Annotated in this window: 17 protein-coding genes; 4 read left to right on the forward strand and 13 right to left on the reverse strand. The window is 49.1% G+C overall.

The genetic code is table 11. From position 1 onward, the window contains the following. Positions 1–5: 5 nt before the first annotated feature. The 10 genes from ACJJIL_RS10100 to ACJJIL_RS10145 form a co-directional block, all read right to left on the reverse strand. Positions 6–230, reverse strand: coding sequence for a HypC/HybG/HupF family hydrogenase formation chaperone (locus ACJJIL_RS10100; protein WP_444893906.1), 225 nt, complete (start codon positions 228–230; stop codon positions 6–8). Continuing rightward, positions 230–2,545, reverse strand: a complete 2,316-nt coding sequence (gene hypF / locus ACJJIL_RS10105; protein ID WP_445361857.1) for a carbamoyltransferase HypF — start codon at positions 2,543–2,545, stop codon at positions 230–232. The genes ACJJIL_RS10100 and hypF overlap by 1 nt, the downstream gene beginning before the upstream one ends. Continuing rightward, a complete protein-coding gene (locus ACJJIL_RS10110; protein WP_282932830.1) occupies positions 2,535–2,807 on the reverse strand; it encodes a hydrogenase/urease maturation nickel metallochaperone HypA in 273 nt (90 codons plus the stop codon). Before ACJJIL_RS10110 ends, hypF begins: the two co-directional genes overlap by 11 nt. Beyond that, positions 2,770–3,291 (reverse strand): hydrogenase maturation protease, encoded by a 522-nt coding sequence (locus ACJJIL_RS10115; protein WP_445361858.1) that lies wholly within the window; start codon positions 3,289–3,291, stop codon positions 2,770–2,772. The genes ACJJIL_RS10110 and ACJJIL_RS10115 overlap by 38 nt, the downstream gene beginning before the upstream one ends. Beyond that, positions 3,227–4,591: a Ni/Fe hydrogenase subunit alpha gene (locus tag ACJJIL_RS10120; RefSeq protein ID WP_444959569.1), complete on the reverse strand. Its 1,365-nt coding sequence runs from the start codon at positions 4,589–4,591 to the stop codon at positions 3,227–3,229. The genes ACJJIL_RS10115 and ACJJIL_RS10120 overlap by 65 nt, the downstream gene beginning before the upstream one ends. Positions 4,592–4,633: 42 nt before the next feature. After that, positions 4,634–5,452 (reverse strand): NADH-quinone oxidoreductase subunit B family protein, encoded by an 819-nt coding sequence (locus ACJJIL_RS10125; protein ID WP_445361859.1) that lies wholly within the window; start codon positions 5,450–5,452, stop codon positions 4,634–4,636. After that, entirely contained in the window at positions 5,428–6,237 is an 810-nt protein-coding gene (locus tag ACJJIL_RS10130; protein WP_444959571.1) for an FAD/NAD(P)-binding protein, read from the reverse strand. The genes ACJJIL_RS10125 and ACJJIL_RS10130 overlap by 25 nt, the downstream gene beginning before the upstream one ends. Further along, positions 6,227–6,715: a cyclic nucleotide-binding domain-containing protein gene (locus tag ACJJIL_RS10135; protein WP_444913782.1), complete on the reverse strand. Its 489-nt coding sequence runs from the start codon at positions 6,713–6,715 to the stop codon at positions 6,227–6,229. The genes ACJJIL_RS10130 and ACJJIL_RS10135 overlap by 11 nt, the downstream gene beginning before the upstream one ends. Beyond that, entirely contained in the window at positions 6,712–7,833 is a 1,122-nt protein-coding gene (locus ACJJIL_RS10140; RefSeq protein WP_445361860.1) for a 4Fe-4S dicluster domain-containing protein, read from the reverse strand. The genes ACJJIL_RS10135 and ACJJIL_RS10140 overlap by 4 nt, the downstream gene beginning before the upstream one ends. 160 nt (positions 7,834–7,993) lie before the next feature. Then, positions 7,994–8,470 carry a hypothetical protein gene (locus ACJJIL_RS10145; protein WP_445361861.1) on the reverse strand — a complete coding sequence of 159 codons (477 nt, stop codon included), beginning with the start codon at positions 8,468–8,470 and terminating at the stop codon, positions 7,994–7,996. A gap of 391 nt (positions 8,471–8,861) precedes the next feature. Between ACJJIL_RS10145 and ACJJIL_RS10150 the strand changes: the two genes are divergently transcribed. Next, complete coding sequence (locus ACJJIL_RS10150; RefSeq protein ID WP_445361862.1) at positions 8,862–9,293, forward strand: hypothetical protein; 432 nt, start codon at positions 8,862–8,864, stop codon at positions 9,291–9,293. 36 nt (positions 9,294–9,329) lie between these two features. Here ACJJIL_RS10150 and ACJJIL_RS10155 read toward each other — a convergent pair whose 3' ends face one another. Beyond that, positions 9,330–10,475, reverse strand: coding sequence for a hypothetical protein (locus ACJJIL_RS10155; RefSeq protein WP_445361863.1), 1,146 nt, complete (start codon positions 10,473–10,475; stop codon positions 9,330–9,332). Between the two features lie 269 nt (positions 10,476–10,744). Here ACJJIL_RS10155 and ACJJIL_RS10160 point away from each other — a divergent pair, with 269 nt between their 5' ends. Next, positions 10,745–12,406 carry a VRR-NUC domain-containing protein gene (locus ACJJIL_RS10160; RefSeq protein WP_445361864.1) on the forward strand — a complete coding sequence of 554 codons (1,662 nt, stop codon included), beginning with the start codon at positions 10,745–10,747 and terminating at the stop codon, positions 12,404–12,406. A 2-nt stretch (positions 12,407–12,408) separates the two neighbouring features. Then, a complete protein-coding gene (locus ACJJIL_RS10165) occupies positions 12,409–14,841 on the forward strand; it encodes an ATP-dependent DNA helicase (protein WP_445361865.1) in 2,433 nt (810 codons plus the stop codon). A gap of 7 nt (positions 14,842–14,848) precedes the next feature. Here the strand turns inward: ACJJIL_RS10165 and ACJJIL_RS10170 are convergent, their stop codons facing one another. Continuing rightward, positions 14,849–15,220, reverse strand: a complete 372-nt coding sequence (locus ACJJIL_RS10170; RefSeq protein ID WP_413665805.1) for a VanZ family protein — start codon at positions 15,218–15,220, stop codon at positions 14,849–14,851. A gap of 151 nt (positions 15,221–15,371) precedes the next feature. Between ACJJIL_RS10170 and ACJJIL_RS10175 the strand changes: the two genes are divergently transcribed. Then, positions 15,372–16,406: an IS481 family transposase gene (locus tag ACJJIL_RS10175; protein WP_445359737.1), complete on the forward strand. Its 1,035-nt coding sequence runs from the start codon at positions 15,372–15,374 to the stop codon at positions 16,404–16,406. Between the two features lie 40 nt (positions 16,407–16,446). Here ACJJIL_RS10175 and ACJJIL_RS10180 read toward each other — a convergent pair whose 3' ends face one another. Continuing rightward, a complete protein-coding gene (locus tag ACJJIL_RS10180) occupies positions 16,447–17,058 on the reverse strand; it encodes an HD domain-containing protein (RefSeq protein ID WP_445361866.1) in 612 nt (203 codons plus the stop codon). Positions 17,059–17,146: the final 88 nt, after the last annotated feature.

The following is a 17,146-nucleotide window of genomic DNA, read 5'->3' on the forward strand; positions in this document are numbered from 1 at the left end:
CTGACTCAACCCAATGTTTTGAGGTACTCGAAAACCTTATTTGCTTCTTTTGCTCTCAACTTGCTGATCGCGACTCCAGCATGAACGATCACGTAGTCTCCTACTTCAGCCTCGGGTACCAGTGATAAATTTACAGCTTTACTGATACCGCCGAAGGAAACTTTTCCAGTGCGCTCCATGGCTGATTCTTGCTCTATTAATTCGATTCTTCCGGGAACTCCCAGGCACACTAGGAACTCTCCTCTCCCAATGATTGCCCAGCAGCATCCATACATTGTGCGTAGTGGATCTGGCCCAGCGATATTCCGCCATCATTTGGGGGGACCTCGCTGTGGCTGTGAACGGAAAAGCCCTGGCTTTCCAGGAGCGCAGTGACGGTTTCGGTAAGCCGCTTGTTCTGGAATACACCGCCGGACAGAAAGATATTCTTTTCACCTTGTTGCGTTGCTACTGCCAGCGCCATCTGCGCGAGGGTGTTGTGAAATGCAGCGGCCCTTTGTGGCAGTGATCGGTTTTCATCGTAGATCAAAGCACTAATACAGGGTGTCCAATCCAGTTCCAGCAGATCCCCTTTTTGAATAAGAGTAAAGGGGTAGCAGTCTTTAGAGCTGACGCCACGGGAGCACTGCTCAAGAGCCATGGCGGCCTGCCCTTCAAAGCTGGTATGCGTAGTCAGTCCCAGGAGTGCGGATACCGCATCGAAAAGGCGGCCGACAGAGCTACATGGTGGACTGTTAATCTCACCTTTTAACATGGTGACCAGGTTTTGACGCTCGCAGCGGGTGAAGCAGCGCTTCAATTGTCGATTTTCCAGGGCGACAAACCCTGAGATTTCATACAGAAGCCCGGCCGCAGAGCGTCTGGGCTCTCGTACGGCCTTTTCACCGCCTGGCAGCGGGAATGTGCGAAAGCTGGCGATGTGTTTGACAGGAGACTGTCCATTCCAGTGAAAGAATTCTCCACCGCGAACAATGCCACTGCGGTCGTAACCAGTTCCATCCCAGCAGATTCCCAGTGCAGGTCCTGAGTGAGCGTGTTCTGCCATGCAGGAGAATAGATGGGCAATATGGTGTTGAACGCCAATACGCACAGCTCTTTGCTTCATAGCCCAGCGGTGAGAGGTATAGCCTGGATGGAGGTCGTGGATTAATTTTTTCGGGCGGCACTGCTGTAGTTTGGTGAGATCGCCAATAGTTTGGTTGAAGTGCTTCAGGGTATTGGCACTACCTAAGTCGCCAATATGTTGGCTCGGATAAGCCCACCCGGCGTGAGACAGTGCAACTGTGTTTTTCAGGTCCGCGCCCAGGGCCAGGAAGCTCTCTCGTTCACCTTCGCCCTTTGTGCCTGGAACAGGCAAGGTGATGGGAAGTGGCGCGTAGCCCCGGGCTCGACGCAACATCAGCGGACGGTTATTGACCACCCTGAGTACAGAGTCATCCAGCGGGCGCAAAATTCGGCGATTGTGAACCAGAAAGTAGTCAGCGATTTTACCCAAGCGCTCAAACGCCTCATCATTTTCTGTACAAATAGGCTCTTCTGCGAGATTACCGCTAGTAGCGACAAGAGGGGCTCGATACTTTTGCGCGAGCAAGTAATGTAAAGGTGATGCAGGCAACATCACCCCCAAGTCGGCAAGGTTTGGAGCGACCAGCGGATGTATCCTGGAGTGATTGTCATCCTTCGCTTCCAGTAGAACAATCGGCCTTTCTCGGGTCGATAATAGCTGCGCCTCTTGCTCTGAGACGCAGCAATCCTGGCAGACACTTTTCAGCTCGTCATATAAAAGCGCGAACGGCTTGTGCGGACGTTGTTTGCGCTGGCGCAAGTTGGCGAGCGCCTTACCATTGGAGGCGTCGGCTAACAGTTGAAAGCCGCCCACCCCTTTAAGGGCAATAATTTTCCCCTGGGCAAGGGCATCAAGGGCTTTGGATAGTGCCCGACTCTTCTTCGCAATAGTAACGCCGGCAGTATTACAGAAAAGCAATTGAGGGCCGCACTGGGGGCAGGCATTGGGCTCCGCGTGAAAGCGCCGATTGAGGGGGTCCCGGTACTCCCCCGAGCATTTTCCGCACAGGGGGAAGTGGTGCATGGAGGTGTTGACACGATCGTAGGGCAGTTTGTAAATGATGCTGTAGCGGGGGCCACAAAGAGTGCAGCTAATAAACGGGTAGTCGTAGCGGCGATTATTGGGGTCTGACAATTCCCTGAGGCAATCATCACAGGGAGCCAGGTCTGGTAAGACGATGGTTGAGCTGCTGGCATCACGGACACTGGGTAAGATTCGAAAACCGTATTCTGCTTGAAGAGCCACCGGATAGGATTCAATGTGAGTGATGCGACTGTAGGGAGGCTTCTCTGAAGATAACTTATCGATAAACTTCTCGATTTCCCGGCTTTTGCCTTGGACTTCAATTCTCAAGCCGCCGCTATAGTTGGCCACCCAACCTTTTAATTGAAAGCTATCGGCCAAGCGATAGACAAAGGGCCGGAATCCTACTCCCTGCACCAATCCGGCGATTTCAATCCGGCGGCGTTCAGTGGCCATCGGTCTCCTCAAACTTTAAGCTCTCCAGGATTACATCCTGGGCTTCCTTGTGATTAATATCCTTAAGCTCATCAATTTCCAGCTTAATCCCCTCGAGAGAAGTCCCGAGTATCTCCCTGTCAAAATGCTCCCTCAGATGCGCTGCAGACATATGCGCCAGGGCACCCAAGCGCAAGCGAACGCCGATCGGCCTGCCGGGTTCATCAGAGGCCAGTTCCTGGATTTTATCGATCAGGTTTTTGATGAGATTCTGTTCGTGCATAGTGGTCTCCGCTGTATAGCGTTAGGTGCGCGATAATCATTTGCTCTGCTCGATGGGCTGCACTGGCCACTTTGGGCGATAACCCCTGTCCTTTTGCCAGACTTTCTGAGTTGATCGCAAAAACATCCAGATGTGCCGGCAGCGAATCAATATGCTTTCCCATGGCCAGCGCTTCGGTTAGCCCAAATCCATGGCTTGATGTATTGCACATCGATGGAGCAAGAGCACTCTCAAGCCCATCAATGGCGACGACCTCCCCGATAGGGTGCTGATCGCTTACCATGGCGTCTACGAGGCAAACCCATCGACCTTTCCATTGCGTGAGCAAATGTAAAATATCGCCACCGCTTTCGAGGTATTCCACCGCCCCTCCAAGTTTTTGGCGAAGTCGAGCGATGATATGTGGCCCTACTCCATCATCACCGCGCAGGGGGTTCCCCAGGCTTACCATTAACCATGGATTGCTTACTTTGCGCTTGCCCATAATTCAAATGTAGCTGTAGGAAGTGAGTGGAGCAGGAAATGCAGGGGTCGTAATTCCTTATCGCTCGTTCACATAGCCCCCGTAATTTATCCTCAGGAAAGTGCATAAAGCTCGGCAACATCAAGCGGAGGTCATCTTCGATGGTCTTCTGGTTTTGTGAGGTGGGAGCGACAATTTTTGCCGTCGCAATCTTGCCTTTCTCATCAATGTCATAGCGATGATACAAAAGCCCACGGGGTGCTTCGGTGGCTGCACAGCCGCTTGCGGTTCTCGGCCCGGTCTTTAAATGAGGCTCGGCTGGGGGTTGGTATCTATCAATAATATGCAGGGCTTCTTCAAAGGCATGTAGTACCTCCAAGCTCCTAACGAGGATGCTTTGGAAGGGATTTAGACAGGGGGTGGTAAAGTTGATCTCCTCTGCTAATTGCAATGCTCGAGGTGACAGTTTGTCGCGATTAAGGTTGTATCGTGCGATGGGGCCCACCAGATAGGCGCCCCGTTCCCGTAAAGTACAGTGCAGCGCGGTGCTGTGAGCGACGTGCTCTTCTTCAAAGTGGTTCTCATAGTCTTGGGCGCTAATATTGAGTCCCGCACTGGAGGTGATCCTGCCCTCGTTCATTGGGTATTCTGACGGGTGCGTTAGAGCGACAAATTCGTAGTGACTATCCCTTCGCCATTCGTAGCTGGGAAAAGGCAAAGCTGCAGACCAGCGCACCAGTTGCTCGGTGAGATCCCTGGCCATTTCCAGCTGCGCTACCAAGGCTGTGAGTTCACGAGCTTCCGGAACCTTGTAGAAGCCCCCTACCCTCACATTAATCGGGTGTACTTCCCTGCCACCAATAAGGCGAACCAGGGCATTGCCCGCCTTTTTAATCTCCAGCGCATTCTTAACAATCTCTGGATGATCCTTAGCCATTGCGACTGCATTGGGGTAGCCGAGGAAATCCGGTGCATGAAGCATGCTGATATGCAGCATATGGCTCTCGATCCATTCACCGCAGTAAAGCAATCGACGAAGCATACGCAAATCGCCGCCGGGCTTCAGGTTCAGGGCATTCTCCATGGCATGCACAGCACTCATCTGGTAGGCCACCGGGCAGATCCCACATATGCGTGCGGTGATATCTGGGGCTTCCAAGTAATCGCGCCCTCTGAGAAGGGCTTCGAAGAACCTTGGGGGCTCAAAAATCTTGAGCTGTACATTTTGTACGCCGCTGTCGTCGTAGTCGATATGGAGGGCTCCCTCCCCTTCGACCCGAGCGAGATAATCTACCTTAATCGTTTTGCTGCGATCCGCCATAAAGCTCACCTGGGGCAGATTTATCACCGATGTTTGGGGAAATTAACGCTCCCCATCTTCCTGACTATCTTCACTTTGCACTTTAAAAGAATGCGCTAGTGGATTGAAATTTCTAAGGTTTTCAACAATTAAAGTATTTTCTACATTTAGTTTTTCATCCCACCAATGGCACAGTGATTCGGTGTTGGGATTTTCCTTGGGACCGTAGCAAGCGTAGCAACCACGGTTGTAACTGGGGCAAATAGCGCCACATCCCGCGTGTGTAACAGGCCCCATACAGGGGGTGCCATGGGCAACCCAGATGCAAACATTGCCGCGCAATTTACACTCAATACACACCGAGTGATTGGCAACCTGGGGGGCTCGCCGGTGCAGGAATGCACTGATGACTTCAAGTAATTGATGCTTGTTGATCGGACACCCCTGTAATTCAAAGTCCACTGGTACCCTCCCTGATATTGGTGTGGATTCCTTGAGAGTGGCGATATATTCCGGGTGGGCATAGACCACATCGGTGAACTCCTGCACATCGGCAAAGTTGCGAAGTGCCTGAATCCCTCCAGCTGTTGCACAGGCGCCAATACTGATTAGAAAGCGGGACTGACGTCTGACCTCTAGGATTCTCTCTTCATCTGCTGGCGTGGTAATGGAGCCCTCGACGAGAGAGATATCAAAAGGGCCCTCTTTCACCTCACTGGAAGCTTCCAGGAAATAGGCGATATCTACCTGGGCCGCCAAAGCAAGGAGTTCATCCTCACAATCCAATAGGCTCAGTTGGCAGCCATCACAAGAGGTGAACTTCCAGACGGCAAGTTTGGGGGGAGGATTACTACTCGCTATAGGCTGTTGATTTGAAACCATGAGCGAATATCCCGGTAGCAAAAGACAGGGCCATCTTTACAAACAAAGTTAGGTCCCCACTGGCAGTGGCCGCAGATTCCAATGGCACACTTCATGTTGCGCTCCATGGATAGATAGATATTGGATTCATCCACTCCTTTATGGAGAAGAACCTGTATGCAAAAGCGCATCATGATCTCCGGTCCACACACAAACACTAAAGCATCATTGCACTCCAAATGAGTGACACGCAGAGGGTCGGTAATCACACCAATATGCCCGTTCCAGTCTGTGCTGGCGTGGTCCACAGATGTCACCAGTTCAAATGAGCTGCGCCAGTGACCAAGCTCTGTCTGGTAAAGCATTTCTTCGGGGCGACGAGCCCCATAGAAAACTTGTAGGCTCCTGGCTGGCAAGTGCCCCTCAAGAAAGCTGTAGATCAGGGGTCGTAAAGGCGCTAGCCCGAGTCCGCCGGCGATGATCACTAAGGGGCGATTTTCCGCCAAGTGAGTTGGCCACCCCTGCCCGAATGGTCCCCGGATGCCCAGTTGCGCTCCAACTTCCAGTTTGCAAAGCGCTTGGGTAGCAAGTCCCTGACCTTTAATCGTATGGGTAAGTGGCTCAGCCGATGACGTACTCGGGCCACTTAAGGAGATAGCAGCCTCCCCGGCACCAAAGGCATAAAGCATGTTGAATTGCCCGGGCTGAATGGGTGATGGGCCCCTAGCCTCTCGTGTCAGGGATATAGTGACAGTGCCAGGAAATTCTTCGCGTCGATGGGTAACACGCCATAATTCAGGGATCACAGCGAGGGATTCCCTGTGACGGATGTGGCCCGTAAAGGTCCAACAATTGTATTCGTGCTGCCTGCAGTCGTTCTGTAGCAACTTTGGTAAACCGTTTCATCAATTCGAAACCGAGTCTCGGTTCTTTTTCGCACTTATCTCGGAGGCACTGCCCGCCAAGTTTAAGGCTGCGAACTGAGGTCAGGGCCCGGGCATCGAAAGCACTCAAGTAGGGAGGATACAGCCAGGACCAGCCGAATATATCTCCACCGTGCAGTGTCATCAGGCAAAGAGGCCCATAGTTGGGGACAAAGGTTTCTACCGCGACACGCCCAGATCGAATTAAGAAGAAATGGTTAGCTGGAGTGTTTTCCCTGGCAAGGTATTCGCCTTCTTTATAGTGACTATTACTTGTACACCCGGATAGGAATGCCAGGTCGTTGTCTGCCAACCCGGCAAAGAAAGGGTGCTCCTTGAGTAAGGTGGTGACAACTTTCATTTTTGTTCCTGGACGCGAATATTCTGTATCTCTTCCGTGATATCGATGCCTACTGGACACCAGGTAATACAACGTCCACAGCCGACACAGCCAGAGCTGTCAAATTGGTCATACCAAGTGGCCAGTTTGTGAGTCATCCACTGCCGATAGCGGCTGCGGGTATCCGCCCTAACTGGGCCGCCAGACAAATAGCTCAACTCAGCCGTAAAGCAGGAATCCCAACGCTCCCAGCGCTGTGCTTCATTTCCTGTTAAATCTGTTGTGTCCTCAACGGTTGAGCAGAAGCACGTGGGGCAAGCCATAGTGCAATTGGCGCAGGAGAGGCAGCGTTCCGCGACTTTATCCCAGTTGGGGTTGTCATAATTGCGATAAAGCAGCGTCTTTAGGTCAGAGCTGTCGAAGCTGCGGCGACCGTTACTCACTTGATTTTCGGCTTGCTGAACGGCAGCCTGCCCCTCTTGTTTCTCCGCTTCTGAGGCGCCAACAGTGGGTAGTTGCTTTAATACACTGTTGCCTTGAGGGCTGCCGCTGCGTATGAGGAAGAAGTGGGCATCGGAGGTCAGAACTTCGGTGATTACCAGATCACTGGGCAGTCGCACCTGTGGACCTGTGTTCATTGAGGTACAGAAGCAGGTATTTGCTGCTGTTGTGCACTCTACAGCGATAGTGAACAGCTGCGCTCGACGTGCCTTATAGCTGCTGTTGGCGTAATCCCCCTGTGCGAGGACACGGTCCTGGATAGCAATGGCGTGTAGCTCGCAACTGCGAACACCGAGAAACGCTAACTTAACCGGAGGCTCTTCAATTTCCAGAATCTGAACATCCTCTCCAGAGCGGTTAGCGCTCCAGAGCTGGCGTTGGGGCAGCTGAAGAAATTGCTTCCAGGAGTGGGGTCCAACGGCGTAGCCAAAATAAGCCTTGTCATTGCGGTGCTCCACCCGGTATTGCCCCGCCTCTTGCTGATCCGCCCATCCTTGGGGCAGATCTGTGGGAGTTTCAATCTCACCATAGGTAATAGCCCCGTTATGTAGTATCGGGCCAAAGAGCTGGTATCCTTCACTGCGAATTGCCTGAATCAAAGAACCCAGGTCATTCGCTGCCAGTTTAAGTATTTCCACGAATAGCCGAGAGCCGGCTCCAAAAGAGCAGTAGTTGGTGACCCACTGATTTTTAGGTCTGTACCAACGAATTGCACTAAGACAAAAGTACCAAAATGCTAAGAAGAAAGTTTAGAGGAACGCTATTGCTCTGAGTCCTTATTGAGGTGGGGTGTATCCTTTAGGCAAAGTATTTCATAACCTTCTGATACTTATAAACGACATACCATCTAAGCAAGATGATTGGCGCAGTGCTTGCCATCACAAGGACTACACCTGCCCCGAGTTTGTTTAAGTTGATAGCGAGTAAAGAAAATTCAAAAATATCGATAAGCACAATAACTGGAATAAAAAAGATCCAAAGTTGTTCGAATCCTATTCTCTTGGCAAATGCTAAACCAAACAGTACGACGTAGAAAAGGAAGGAAACAACCAAGCTGATTACCAACCACCAAAAGGGGATGCCTGTGGAGCCATCGGTCAAGACCGTATATTGGGAGTACAGCTCCAATGGTAGAAGGATAAAAAAGACAATTTTCCAGCCTACACTAGGGCTATAGACGGGGGGGCGATTGTCGAGTTCGCTCTCAGGTGCTTGATAAGGATTTTGCACGCTCAGCCCTTTTACTGGCCTTTGAAATTTAAAACTGTCGGCCACTTCAATCCTATGGATTAGTGCACTTATAAGCAATTCTTGCCGGCTATTAATACAGCCAAAATGTAGAAGTAGTTTGCCGTTTATCGTTTAGTCTTTGGTGTTCAGAGTTTACAGATTGACATCATGGCTTCACCTTGTTAACACTACAAAAAAGCAGGTTATATTGTCACATTTATGCGATGAGCTGCCTCACATTATCGATAAACAATTGTACCAACTATTGACTTTGAAACTGCAGACAATATCCTCGCTGTTCAAATTTTGATAGTCAGTGAGCCTAACTGGTAAGTAACGATCATCTCAATTTAGCTCAGGGAATGGCGAGAAGTAACTTTCGGGTTGGTAATTGGTGCCTATCCGGAATAGTGGTAAATAATAAGGAAGTTTCGAGATGCAGAATATGTATCAGGCACCAGATAGCCCCCTTACAGACTCTATTCCACACTACAAACCCAGTGTTGGCTGGAAGGTACTCCTTTTTATTCTCGCTCCGCTGGAAGTCTATTCCCAATATCTTGGTTTTGCCGCCGATGAGTGGGACCACCCTATTTGGTGGATGATTTTTAGCCTTCTGGTTTATTTTGTATTTTTTGTTGCTTTGTTTGGACTGGCCTTCTCGAAAAGGATTGCCTTCTCAAATGCTTGGCGTATCTATTTGCCTATTTTAATCTGCACTGACGTATTTGAATTTTTCTCTGTCATCGATGAGTTCAATATGTCGGTACTGGAAATCCAAATCATTACTATGATTTGGATTTCAGTGATATTTTTTACTTGGTACGTTGTATACCGATATCAAAAGGTGATGAGATATTTTAAATAATATCTACGCTAGCCTTAACCTCTTTCAGTTAGTGTTTTATTGGAAGGTATTGCCTACATTACCTGTGCCTGTTTGCGTGGTTAATGCGATTTCACCACTGCCAACCTGAGAGGTTGTTTGAATATTGGAAACGCCATTTTGCGTCACCAGAATGCTGCTACTAATACCGCTATGTTGATTAATCTGGGAAGAATTCGAATCACCGAACTGATTTAGTATCAATGAACTGGTGAGCAAAGATCCGTCCTGCCCCTGATCTATTTGTGCAGTATTGGCTGACCCATCTTGGATTACTAGAGTGGTACAGGAAATAAGTTCAATGGCGGCAATATTTTCGTTCCCCTGATCGAGATTTACCGTATTAGAAGAGCCGGTTTGCATTACCTCACCGCTGCTTGAGGTAATATTCTCCTGATCCACATTTGCAATGTTATTGTCACCAATCTGGGAGACTATCCCAGTAGCAGCTGAAACATCAGTTTCCTGCTCTATTCTTCCAGTATTCGAATCACCTATCTGCGTTATTATTGCAGTGCTCGTCGTCGTGACTTCATCCTGTTCGATATCTAAAAAGTTGGAAGAGCCAGTCTGGCTGGCCATGGCAAAGGTAAAGGTTACATCTCTATCCTGATCTATATTGGCGAAGTTGGAGTCACCAACTTGGGTGAACATGGCGCTAGTGCTATCCACCCTTATACGCTGATCTAAGACCAATGTGTTAGACATTCCTTGTTGAGATGCAACAAGTGTGGTGGAAGTAACATCTTCCTGTTGCAGGACTTGGATGTCGTTTAAGTCTCCAGACTGAGTGCCGGTGAAGGAGCTGAATTGAGCATCATCCTGCAGCAAGGTCGCTGTATTATCACTGCCATTCTGGGTCAGGTAGGACGTAGTAAGCTGCGTTGCATTCTGTTGCACTGCTGAGGCCTGATTTAAATTTTCCGTCTGCACCAGTTCAATAGTGCTTTCAGAAGTGCCTGTAGTTTGGGATGCATCCGAGTCATTGAAATCGCCGATTTGGGTCTGAACAATCAAGTTGTTATGCACAGTACCATCGGATTGATCAGAAGTTGCACTATTGCCAGTACCTTCCTGGAATACCAGGGTGACATTATTATCAGCTAGAGCAGATACGCTGGCGGCAAATAGCGCGGCTGCAGTCACAGAATTTGTCACTTTCATAGAGGTAATCCCTTATTGGTTAAATCTTATGGGGCGACCGCTTATAAGCCTCGACTGCAAGCCTGGATGAGCATCAAGGGAGTTGCCATAGGAAAAAATGACTGAATAACTAAGAAGAAAGCTTGGGATTGTTGTTTGTTCACCGGGCCAACTTGCTGTATAACCATACAGCTCTAGAGTAACCTCTACCTTATTGTTTGCACATCACGTCATAAGGCACTGGTGTGCAGTATCGGCGATAGATAGATCGAAAAACTAGCGCTTGTGCCATGACCCAACCGATAGAATTGCCAACTGGCTACTACCTGGACAACTTCAAAGCGTTGATTGAATTTGTTAGCCAACACTATTCCTGGCTTATCACCACATCTGAGCAAAATTTTTTTAAAACCTTCCAAGAGTTGGATATTTATAGCCAGCGGCTCTATGTGCGTTTGCTGTCCCGTAAAGGAGTACCTTCCTCTAGAGGATCGCTTTTCCGCCTGGGGAAGCTTAGCTATGGCGAGATAGAGAGCATTGAAAGTGCTGCAGCTGTTTTGGATCGCGCTGGACTATTTTGTTTTAATCCGGTGTTAACGGCACAAGAATATCTACCACTATTTACCAAAGCTGAATTGCTTGCGGCAGGACCCTCGGGTATATCCAAGTCTCTCAGCCGGCCTTCCCTCGAGCAACTATTGCTTGAAGACTCCAGTTCGAGTGACTGGTTTGTGAAGTTGCTTTCTCAGGACAGGGTACTAGCTGTCCAGGGTGCCGAACATTTCCAGACTTTCAAACTGTGCTACTTTGGCAACTTGAACCAGGACCTTACCGATTATGTATTACGGGACCTTGGGCTTTATCGCTATGAATCCTATCCACTGGATAAGCAAAATCTCCCCTTTCAAAGCCGGGCACAAATTGATCAGTATCTGCTTTACTACCAATGCCTGGAGCTGTTAGAAGAGCCATTACTGGAAGATGCACAAGCCATAATAGCCTTATCTGCTCAACTGCCAGAAGGTATTGATGGTGACTCAACCCTGGCTCGTCGGCTGGACGGGATACGTCTAAAGTTGGCACGGCAGCTTGAGCGGCTCAATGCTCTTGAGCAGGCCGATGCACTATATCAACTTTGTAAAACCCCTCCCGCCCGTGAGCGCCGCGCACGAATTGCCGTAAAGCAAGGGTACGACACTCTAGCATTGGAAATATGCGAGGAAATAATAGCCTTCCCTATGGACCAGGCAGAAAGAGAGTTTGCTCTTAGCTTTGGTTACCGCACAGCCAAACGAAGTGGAGGCCTCAACAATTGGCAGGCACCTCATAAAATCCAAGCCCCCACTGAAGTGATAAATTTGGCGCAGGGGGAAAGCTGTGTTGAGCTACTGGTGGCAGAGCATCTTGAAGGTTCTAGCGGTGGTGAGTGTTTTTATGTAGAGAACACCCTATTCACCGGTGTGTTGGGCCTCTATATTTGGGACATACTGTTTGCACCTGTGCCTGGTGCTTTTTTCAATCCCTTCCAGGTAGCCCCAGCTGATTTTCGCACCGCGGATTTTTACTATTCCCGTCAAGCGCTATTCACCCAGCGATTGGCTGAAATAGAGCATGAGTCCTTGAAGTCCCGTGTCCTCGCTACCTTTGCTGATAAACAAGGTATTGCCAACCCTTTGGTTGCTTGGGAGGCTTTGTCTACAGAGCTACTTGAGAAGGCGCTGGATAGAATCCCCCCAACTCATTGGCGTTCAATTTTTACTCGCATGCTCAGTGATATCACACAGAATAGAAATGGGCTGCCAGACCTCATTTGCTTTACTCCCTGCGGTCACTATGAACTCGTGGAAGTTAAAGGTCCTGGGGATCGCTTACAAAAAAACCAACAACGCTGGCTGGCGTTTTTTGCTGAAGAGGCGATCCCTCATCGGGTAATTCATGTGGAGTGGCGCTAGCTTTGGATAGCTTAGAGTCGGCTGAGACTTTGAATCTCTCTGTGGGAGAGCTAGTCGCTTTTTCCTGCCGCAGCGGGGATTTGATTCGGGAGCCAACTTCTGGGCCCTCTGCCCAGGAAGGGATTCGGGCTCATCAGAAGCTACAAAATCAGCGGCCCAAAGGCGCTGAGGCAGAGTACAAGCTCAAGACCCAAATAGATTGGATGGAACAGCAGGTTACTTTGAGCGGCCGGGTTGACATTTTTCACCCGAAAAGTGATTTGCATAAACCGGCTCAGCTGGATGAAATTAAGACCACTTATTTACCCCCATCGAAGTTGCCCGAAGCCACCAAGGAATTGCATTGGGCCCAGCTAAAAATTTACGGCTATTGCTACTTGGTAAACGAAGACGCTACAGGTGATACAGATACAGTTGCCCTGCAAGTTGTCTGGTATAACCTCAAGGAGCGCAAGGCCTATCCAGAGTGCATAGAGTACCGCTTTAGTGAGTTAAAGGCCTTCACTCTTGAGGCTCTCACAAAATATTTGTGTTGGCACAGGGCTTGGCAGGAACATCGGCAACAGCTTACTGATACGGCGAAACAGCTCGCTTTCCCTTTTCCACAATACCGCCCCGGCCAGCGCCAACTGGCAGTGGAAGCCTACCGGTGTTTCCGGGACGGTGGTGAGCTGGTGGCTGAAGCTCCCACGGGAACCGGTAAGACAATCAGCACCCTATTCCCAGCCATAAAGGCAATTGGCGAGGAAAAGCTGGATCAGCTGATTTACCTGACAGCAAAGAATTCCGGTCGGCAAATGGTGCGGGAAACCATTGAGGCACTTCAGGCGAGCGGTTTGCAGTTATCTTTACTTGAAATTCAAGCAAGGGAAAAAACCTGTGCCTGTAACCTGGGGCTTTGTACTCGTGATGATGACGGCATCTGTCCGAGAACAAAAGGGTTTTATGATCGACTTCCAGTTGCAATGGATGCCCTGCTCGGCCGGCCTCAGTTAACTCCCAAAGAGATTGCTGATGTGGCGGATCAGCAGCAAATCTGCCCCTTTGAACTCTCCCTTCAGATATTGCCTTGGGTAGACTTGGTGGTATGTGACTTCAATTATGTATTTGACCCTTTGGTACGCCTGACCAGTTTTCAGGACCAGCGCAATCGCCGCGCACTGTTAGTCGATGAAGCTCATAATTTGATCGACCGCGCCCAGGAAATGTACAGTGCAAAGTTATCCCGCCGTGATAGTCGCCGCGCAGCTAATGCTTGCAAAGGGCACTCTCCGACACTGCGGAGAAGTATCCAGTCTCTGGTTCGGGCAATTGAAAATTGGATCAAGCGATTGCGAGAAGTTGGTGTAGCTCAAAGCCGCAGTACTTTTGAAGGGGGTGAAGTTTGGGTCACTGCAGCAACAGGTGAAGAAGAGCATCCAGAATCGGTTTCCCGAGCAGTGCAAAAAGTGCTCTCCACGGTCAGCCAACTTATAGAAAGCTCTCAGTCGCCCCCGGAAGAAATAGCGGAGTGGTTAAGGTCTGTCTATCGTTACGCCGTTATTGAGCAGGAGCTTTCCGATCAGCATAAAGTCGTCACTCGGGTGATTGACCAGGATGCTCCCTGGCAGGAGCAGGAAATTAAGCTGCTTTGTTTAAATGCTGCACAGTTTTTACAGCGATCCTACCAGCAAAACCAAGCCGCTATACTCTTCTCTGCGACTTTGCGCCCAGCCAGCTATATATTTAGTCAACTGGGTGTAGAGCATGAGTCGCCCTACTTAAGACTGCCCTCGCCTTTTCAGCCGCAGCAACAGGGTGTCTTCCTGTGTCCATATATAGATACGCGCTACCAAGCCCGCGACCGCTCAATAGAGAACCTAGTCGACATTATTTCCCGTACCTTTTACAGCCGAGCAGGAAATTACCTGGTATTTTTTCCCTCTTATCGTTACCTGGAGCAAGTTGCTGAGAGTTTTAAGGCGAGATTCCCGGAAGTGTCCTTGTTACAACAGCTGCCGGGGCAGGGAGAGACGGAGCGCGCTGAGTTTTTGTCTGGATTCAACGAAGGTAGTAAGAGCCTTGGGTTTGCCATTATGGGGGGCATCTTTGGTGAAGGCATTGACTATGTTGGGGAGAAGCTGGTTGGCACTATTATCGTCGGTACTGGGCTCCCGCAAGTTAATGTTGAGCGGGAGCTACAGCGCGATGCTGCGGAAACCACTGGCATCCATGGATTTGACATCGCCTACCGCTATCCAGGGATGACTCGCGTACTGCAAACTGCCGGTCGGGTTATACGTTCCGAATCTGATAAAGGTGTGATCATTCTGGTAGATAGCCGCTTTTCAGAACCTTTTTATTGGCAGCTTTTCCCCGAGCACTGGCAGCCGGTGATTTGTCGCAACACCGATCAATTAACCGGTAACTTAGAGCAGTTCTGGAGTTTAAGCTAAATCAGGTTTAGGAATTTCTCTCCCTCAACCCGAACTTTCCCAATACCCAAGCGATAAGCGTGCCGCTCAATATCCCTGCCGTATTGGCCGCGAAATCCAACCACTCACCCGTTCGATTCACGTAAGGTTGAAGTAACTCTATGCCACCGCTCCACAGCACAAAAAATAATCCTATTAGCCACCAGTAACTAGGCCTGCGTAGGGCGACGGGGAACATCAGTGCACTATAGGCAATTAAGTGATTGGTTTTGTCGGTGCCAGGTATATTAGGTACTTCGGGAAGCGGAAACAGGGATAGGCTCGTAATAATGCACAAAAACACCACTGTTAGCAGAATCCAGTAGTTGTAGACGAGCCTTAAGGGAAGTTGAATTATCATTTAAACCACGCAAGAGTAGGTCAAAAGGCCTGTAAACTTCTTTTAATATGGATTAGTTCAGACCAAATCTGACACATTCCCTTGAAAAAGAGGGGTTTACCGGTTTTGATGAAGGTGCCTAAACCTAAAAGCAAAACCAAGGATAAACCCCATGATCCATACTAATGATCGCATCATCAAACACAAGACCGGATTGCTAAATCTGGCAGAAGAACTCGGCAATATCTCCAAAGCTTGCAAGATGCTGGGTGTGTCGAGAGACACTTTCTATCGCTATAAGGAAGCCGTTTCAAGTGGCGGCGTGGACGCCCTTCTTGAGAAGAACCGGCGCGTGCCCAACCACAAGAACCGTGTTGACACAGCCATTGAAGAGGCAGTGTTAACTTATGCCGTCCAAGAGCCTGCCCACGGGCAGGTTCGAGTTTCCAATGAGCTGCGCAAACGCGGTGTATTTGTGTCCCCTAGTGGTGTTCGGAGTATCTGGTTACGGCACGACCTTGCTAACTTCAAATTGCGATTAAAGGCACTTGAGGCCAAGGTGGCTGAGGAGGGACTGATCCTTACAGAGTCACAGGTTCAAGCTTTAGAGAGAAAACGTCATGATGATGAAGCCTGTGGTGAAATTGATACTCAACACCCAGGTTATCTGGGCTCGCAGGATACCTTCTATGTAGGAACCTTTAAGGGCGTCGGACGTGTTTACCAACAAACCTATGTCGATACCTATGCAAAGGTGGCTCATTGCAAGCTGTATACCACCAAAACGCCAATCACTGCGGCAGACCTTCTGAATGATCGTGTACTGCCATTTTATGCCATGCATGATCTGCCAGTGCTGCGTATCCTAACTGATCGTGGTACTGAATATTGTGGCAAGTTGGAGCAGCACGACTACCAGCTATATCTGAGTGTGAACGAAATAGAACACACGAAGACAAAAGCCAGGCATCCGCAAACAAATGGGATCTGTGAGCGCTTTCATAAAACTATTTTACAAGAGTTCTATCAACCTTCATTACGCCGCAAGATCTATGGATCAATAGAGGACTTGCAAAAGGATCTAGACGAATGGCTCACATATTACAATAATGAGAGAACCCACCAGGGTAAGAAGTGTTGCGGTCGAACTCCGATGGCAACTCTTGAAGATGGAAAAAGTATTTGGAAGGAAAAGCTCGTAAGCTGAATTTGACCTGACAGAGCACCTCCTGAAAAACCGGTAACTGTCAGATCAAGTCTGAACTACTACATTTAATATTACTTCGAGCTTGAGCATCAAAGTGACTGTGAAAGTAATCGGTGTGATAAAGCCTTTTCTGAGACAAAAATTCCCTTAATAGTTCCCTGCGTTTCTTTTTGTAAATCATAATCGGTACCAGCCGATACTCTTTACGGACTTGTTTTTCATAAGCTTCGAAAACGCTTGTATTGGCACCCAGGATCGTTAGGTCAATGTCGATAATTAGCTTTTCATCAATACTAACTGGCGTGTAATTGTGGCAGGTTGCCATAATCAATTGGTACACCCTATCCACTCCTGCGGGACAATACCCGGAATCGATCAGGAACTTTTTTGCCCATAGAGCACTGTTTTCTTCATTCTTAGAGGAAAATGGCTTGTAAATCGCATCGTGAAACCAGATAGCGAGCTCGACCTCATGGGGGTGCTCGGCAAGCTCTGCAACTTTATCAAAGTGCCTCAGCATCGCATCAATGTGATGCCCCGTATGATAATACCTGTGATTCTCTGCATACGAAGAAACTAGCTTTTCGAAGCACTGAAGGGATTCAGGAAGATTGAGTGCCCCCATTAGGTTGAGCCATCTATTTTGGTTCATTGGCTAATCCTCGGAGCGTCATCTTTCCGAAAACCCGTAGCTTGTAAAGTGTTTTTCCCTGCCAATACCAAATAAAGCCATGCCTTTC

The sequence above is a fragment of the Microbulbifer maximicatervae (SeqCode) genome (assembly GCF_052468095.1).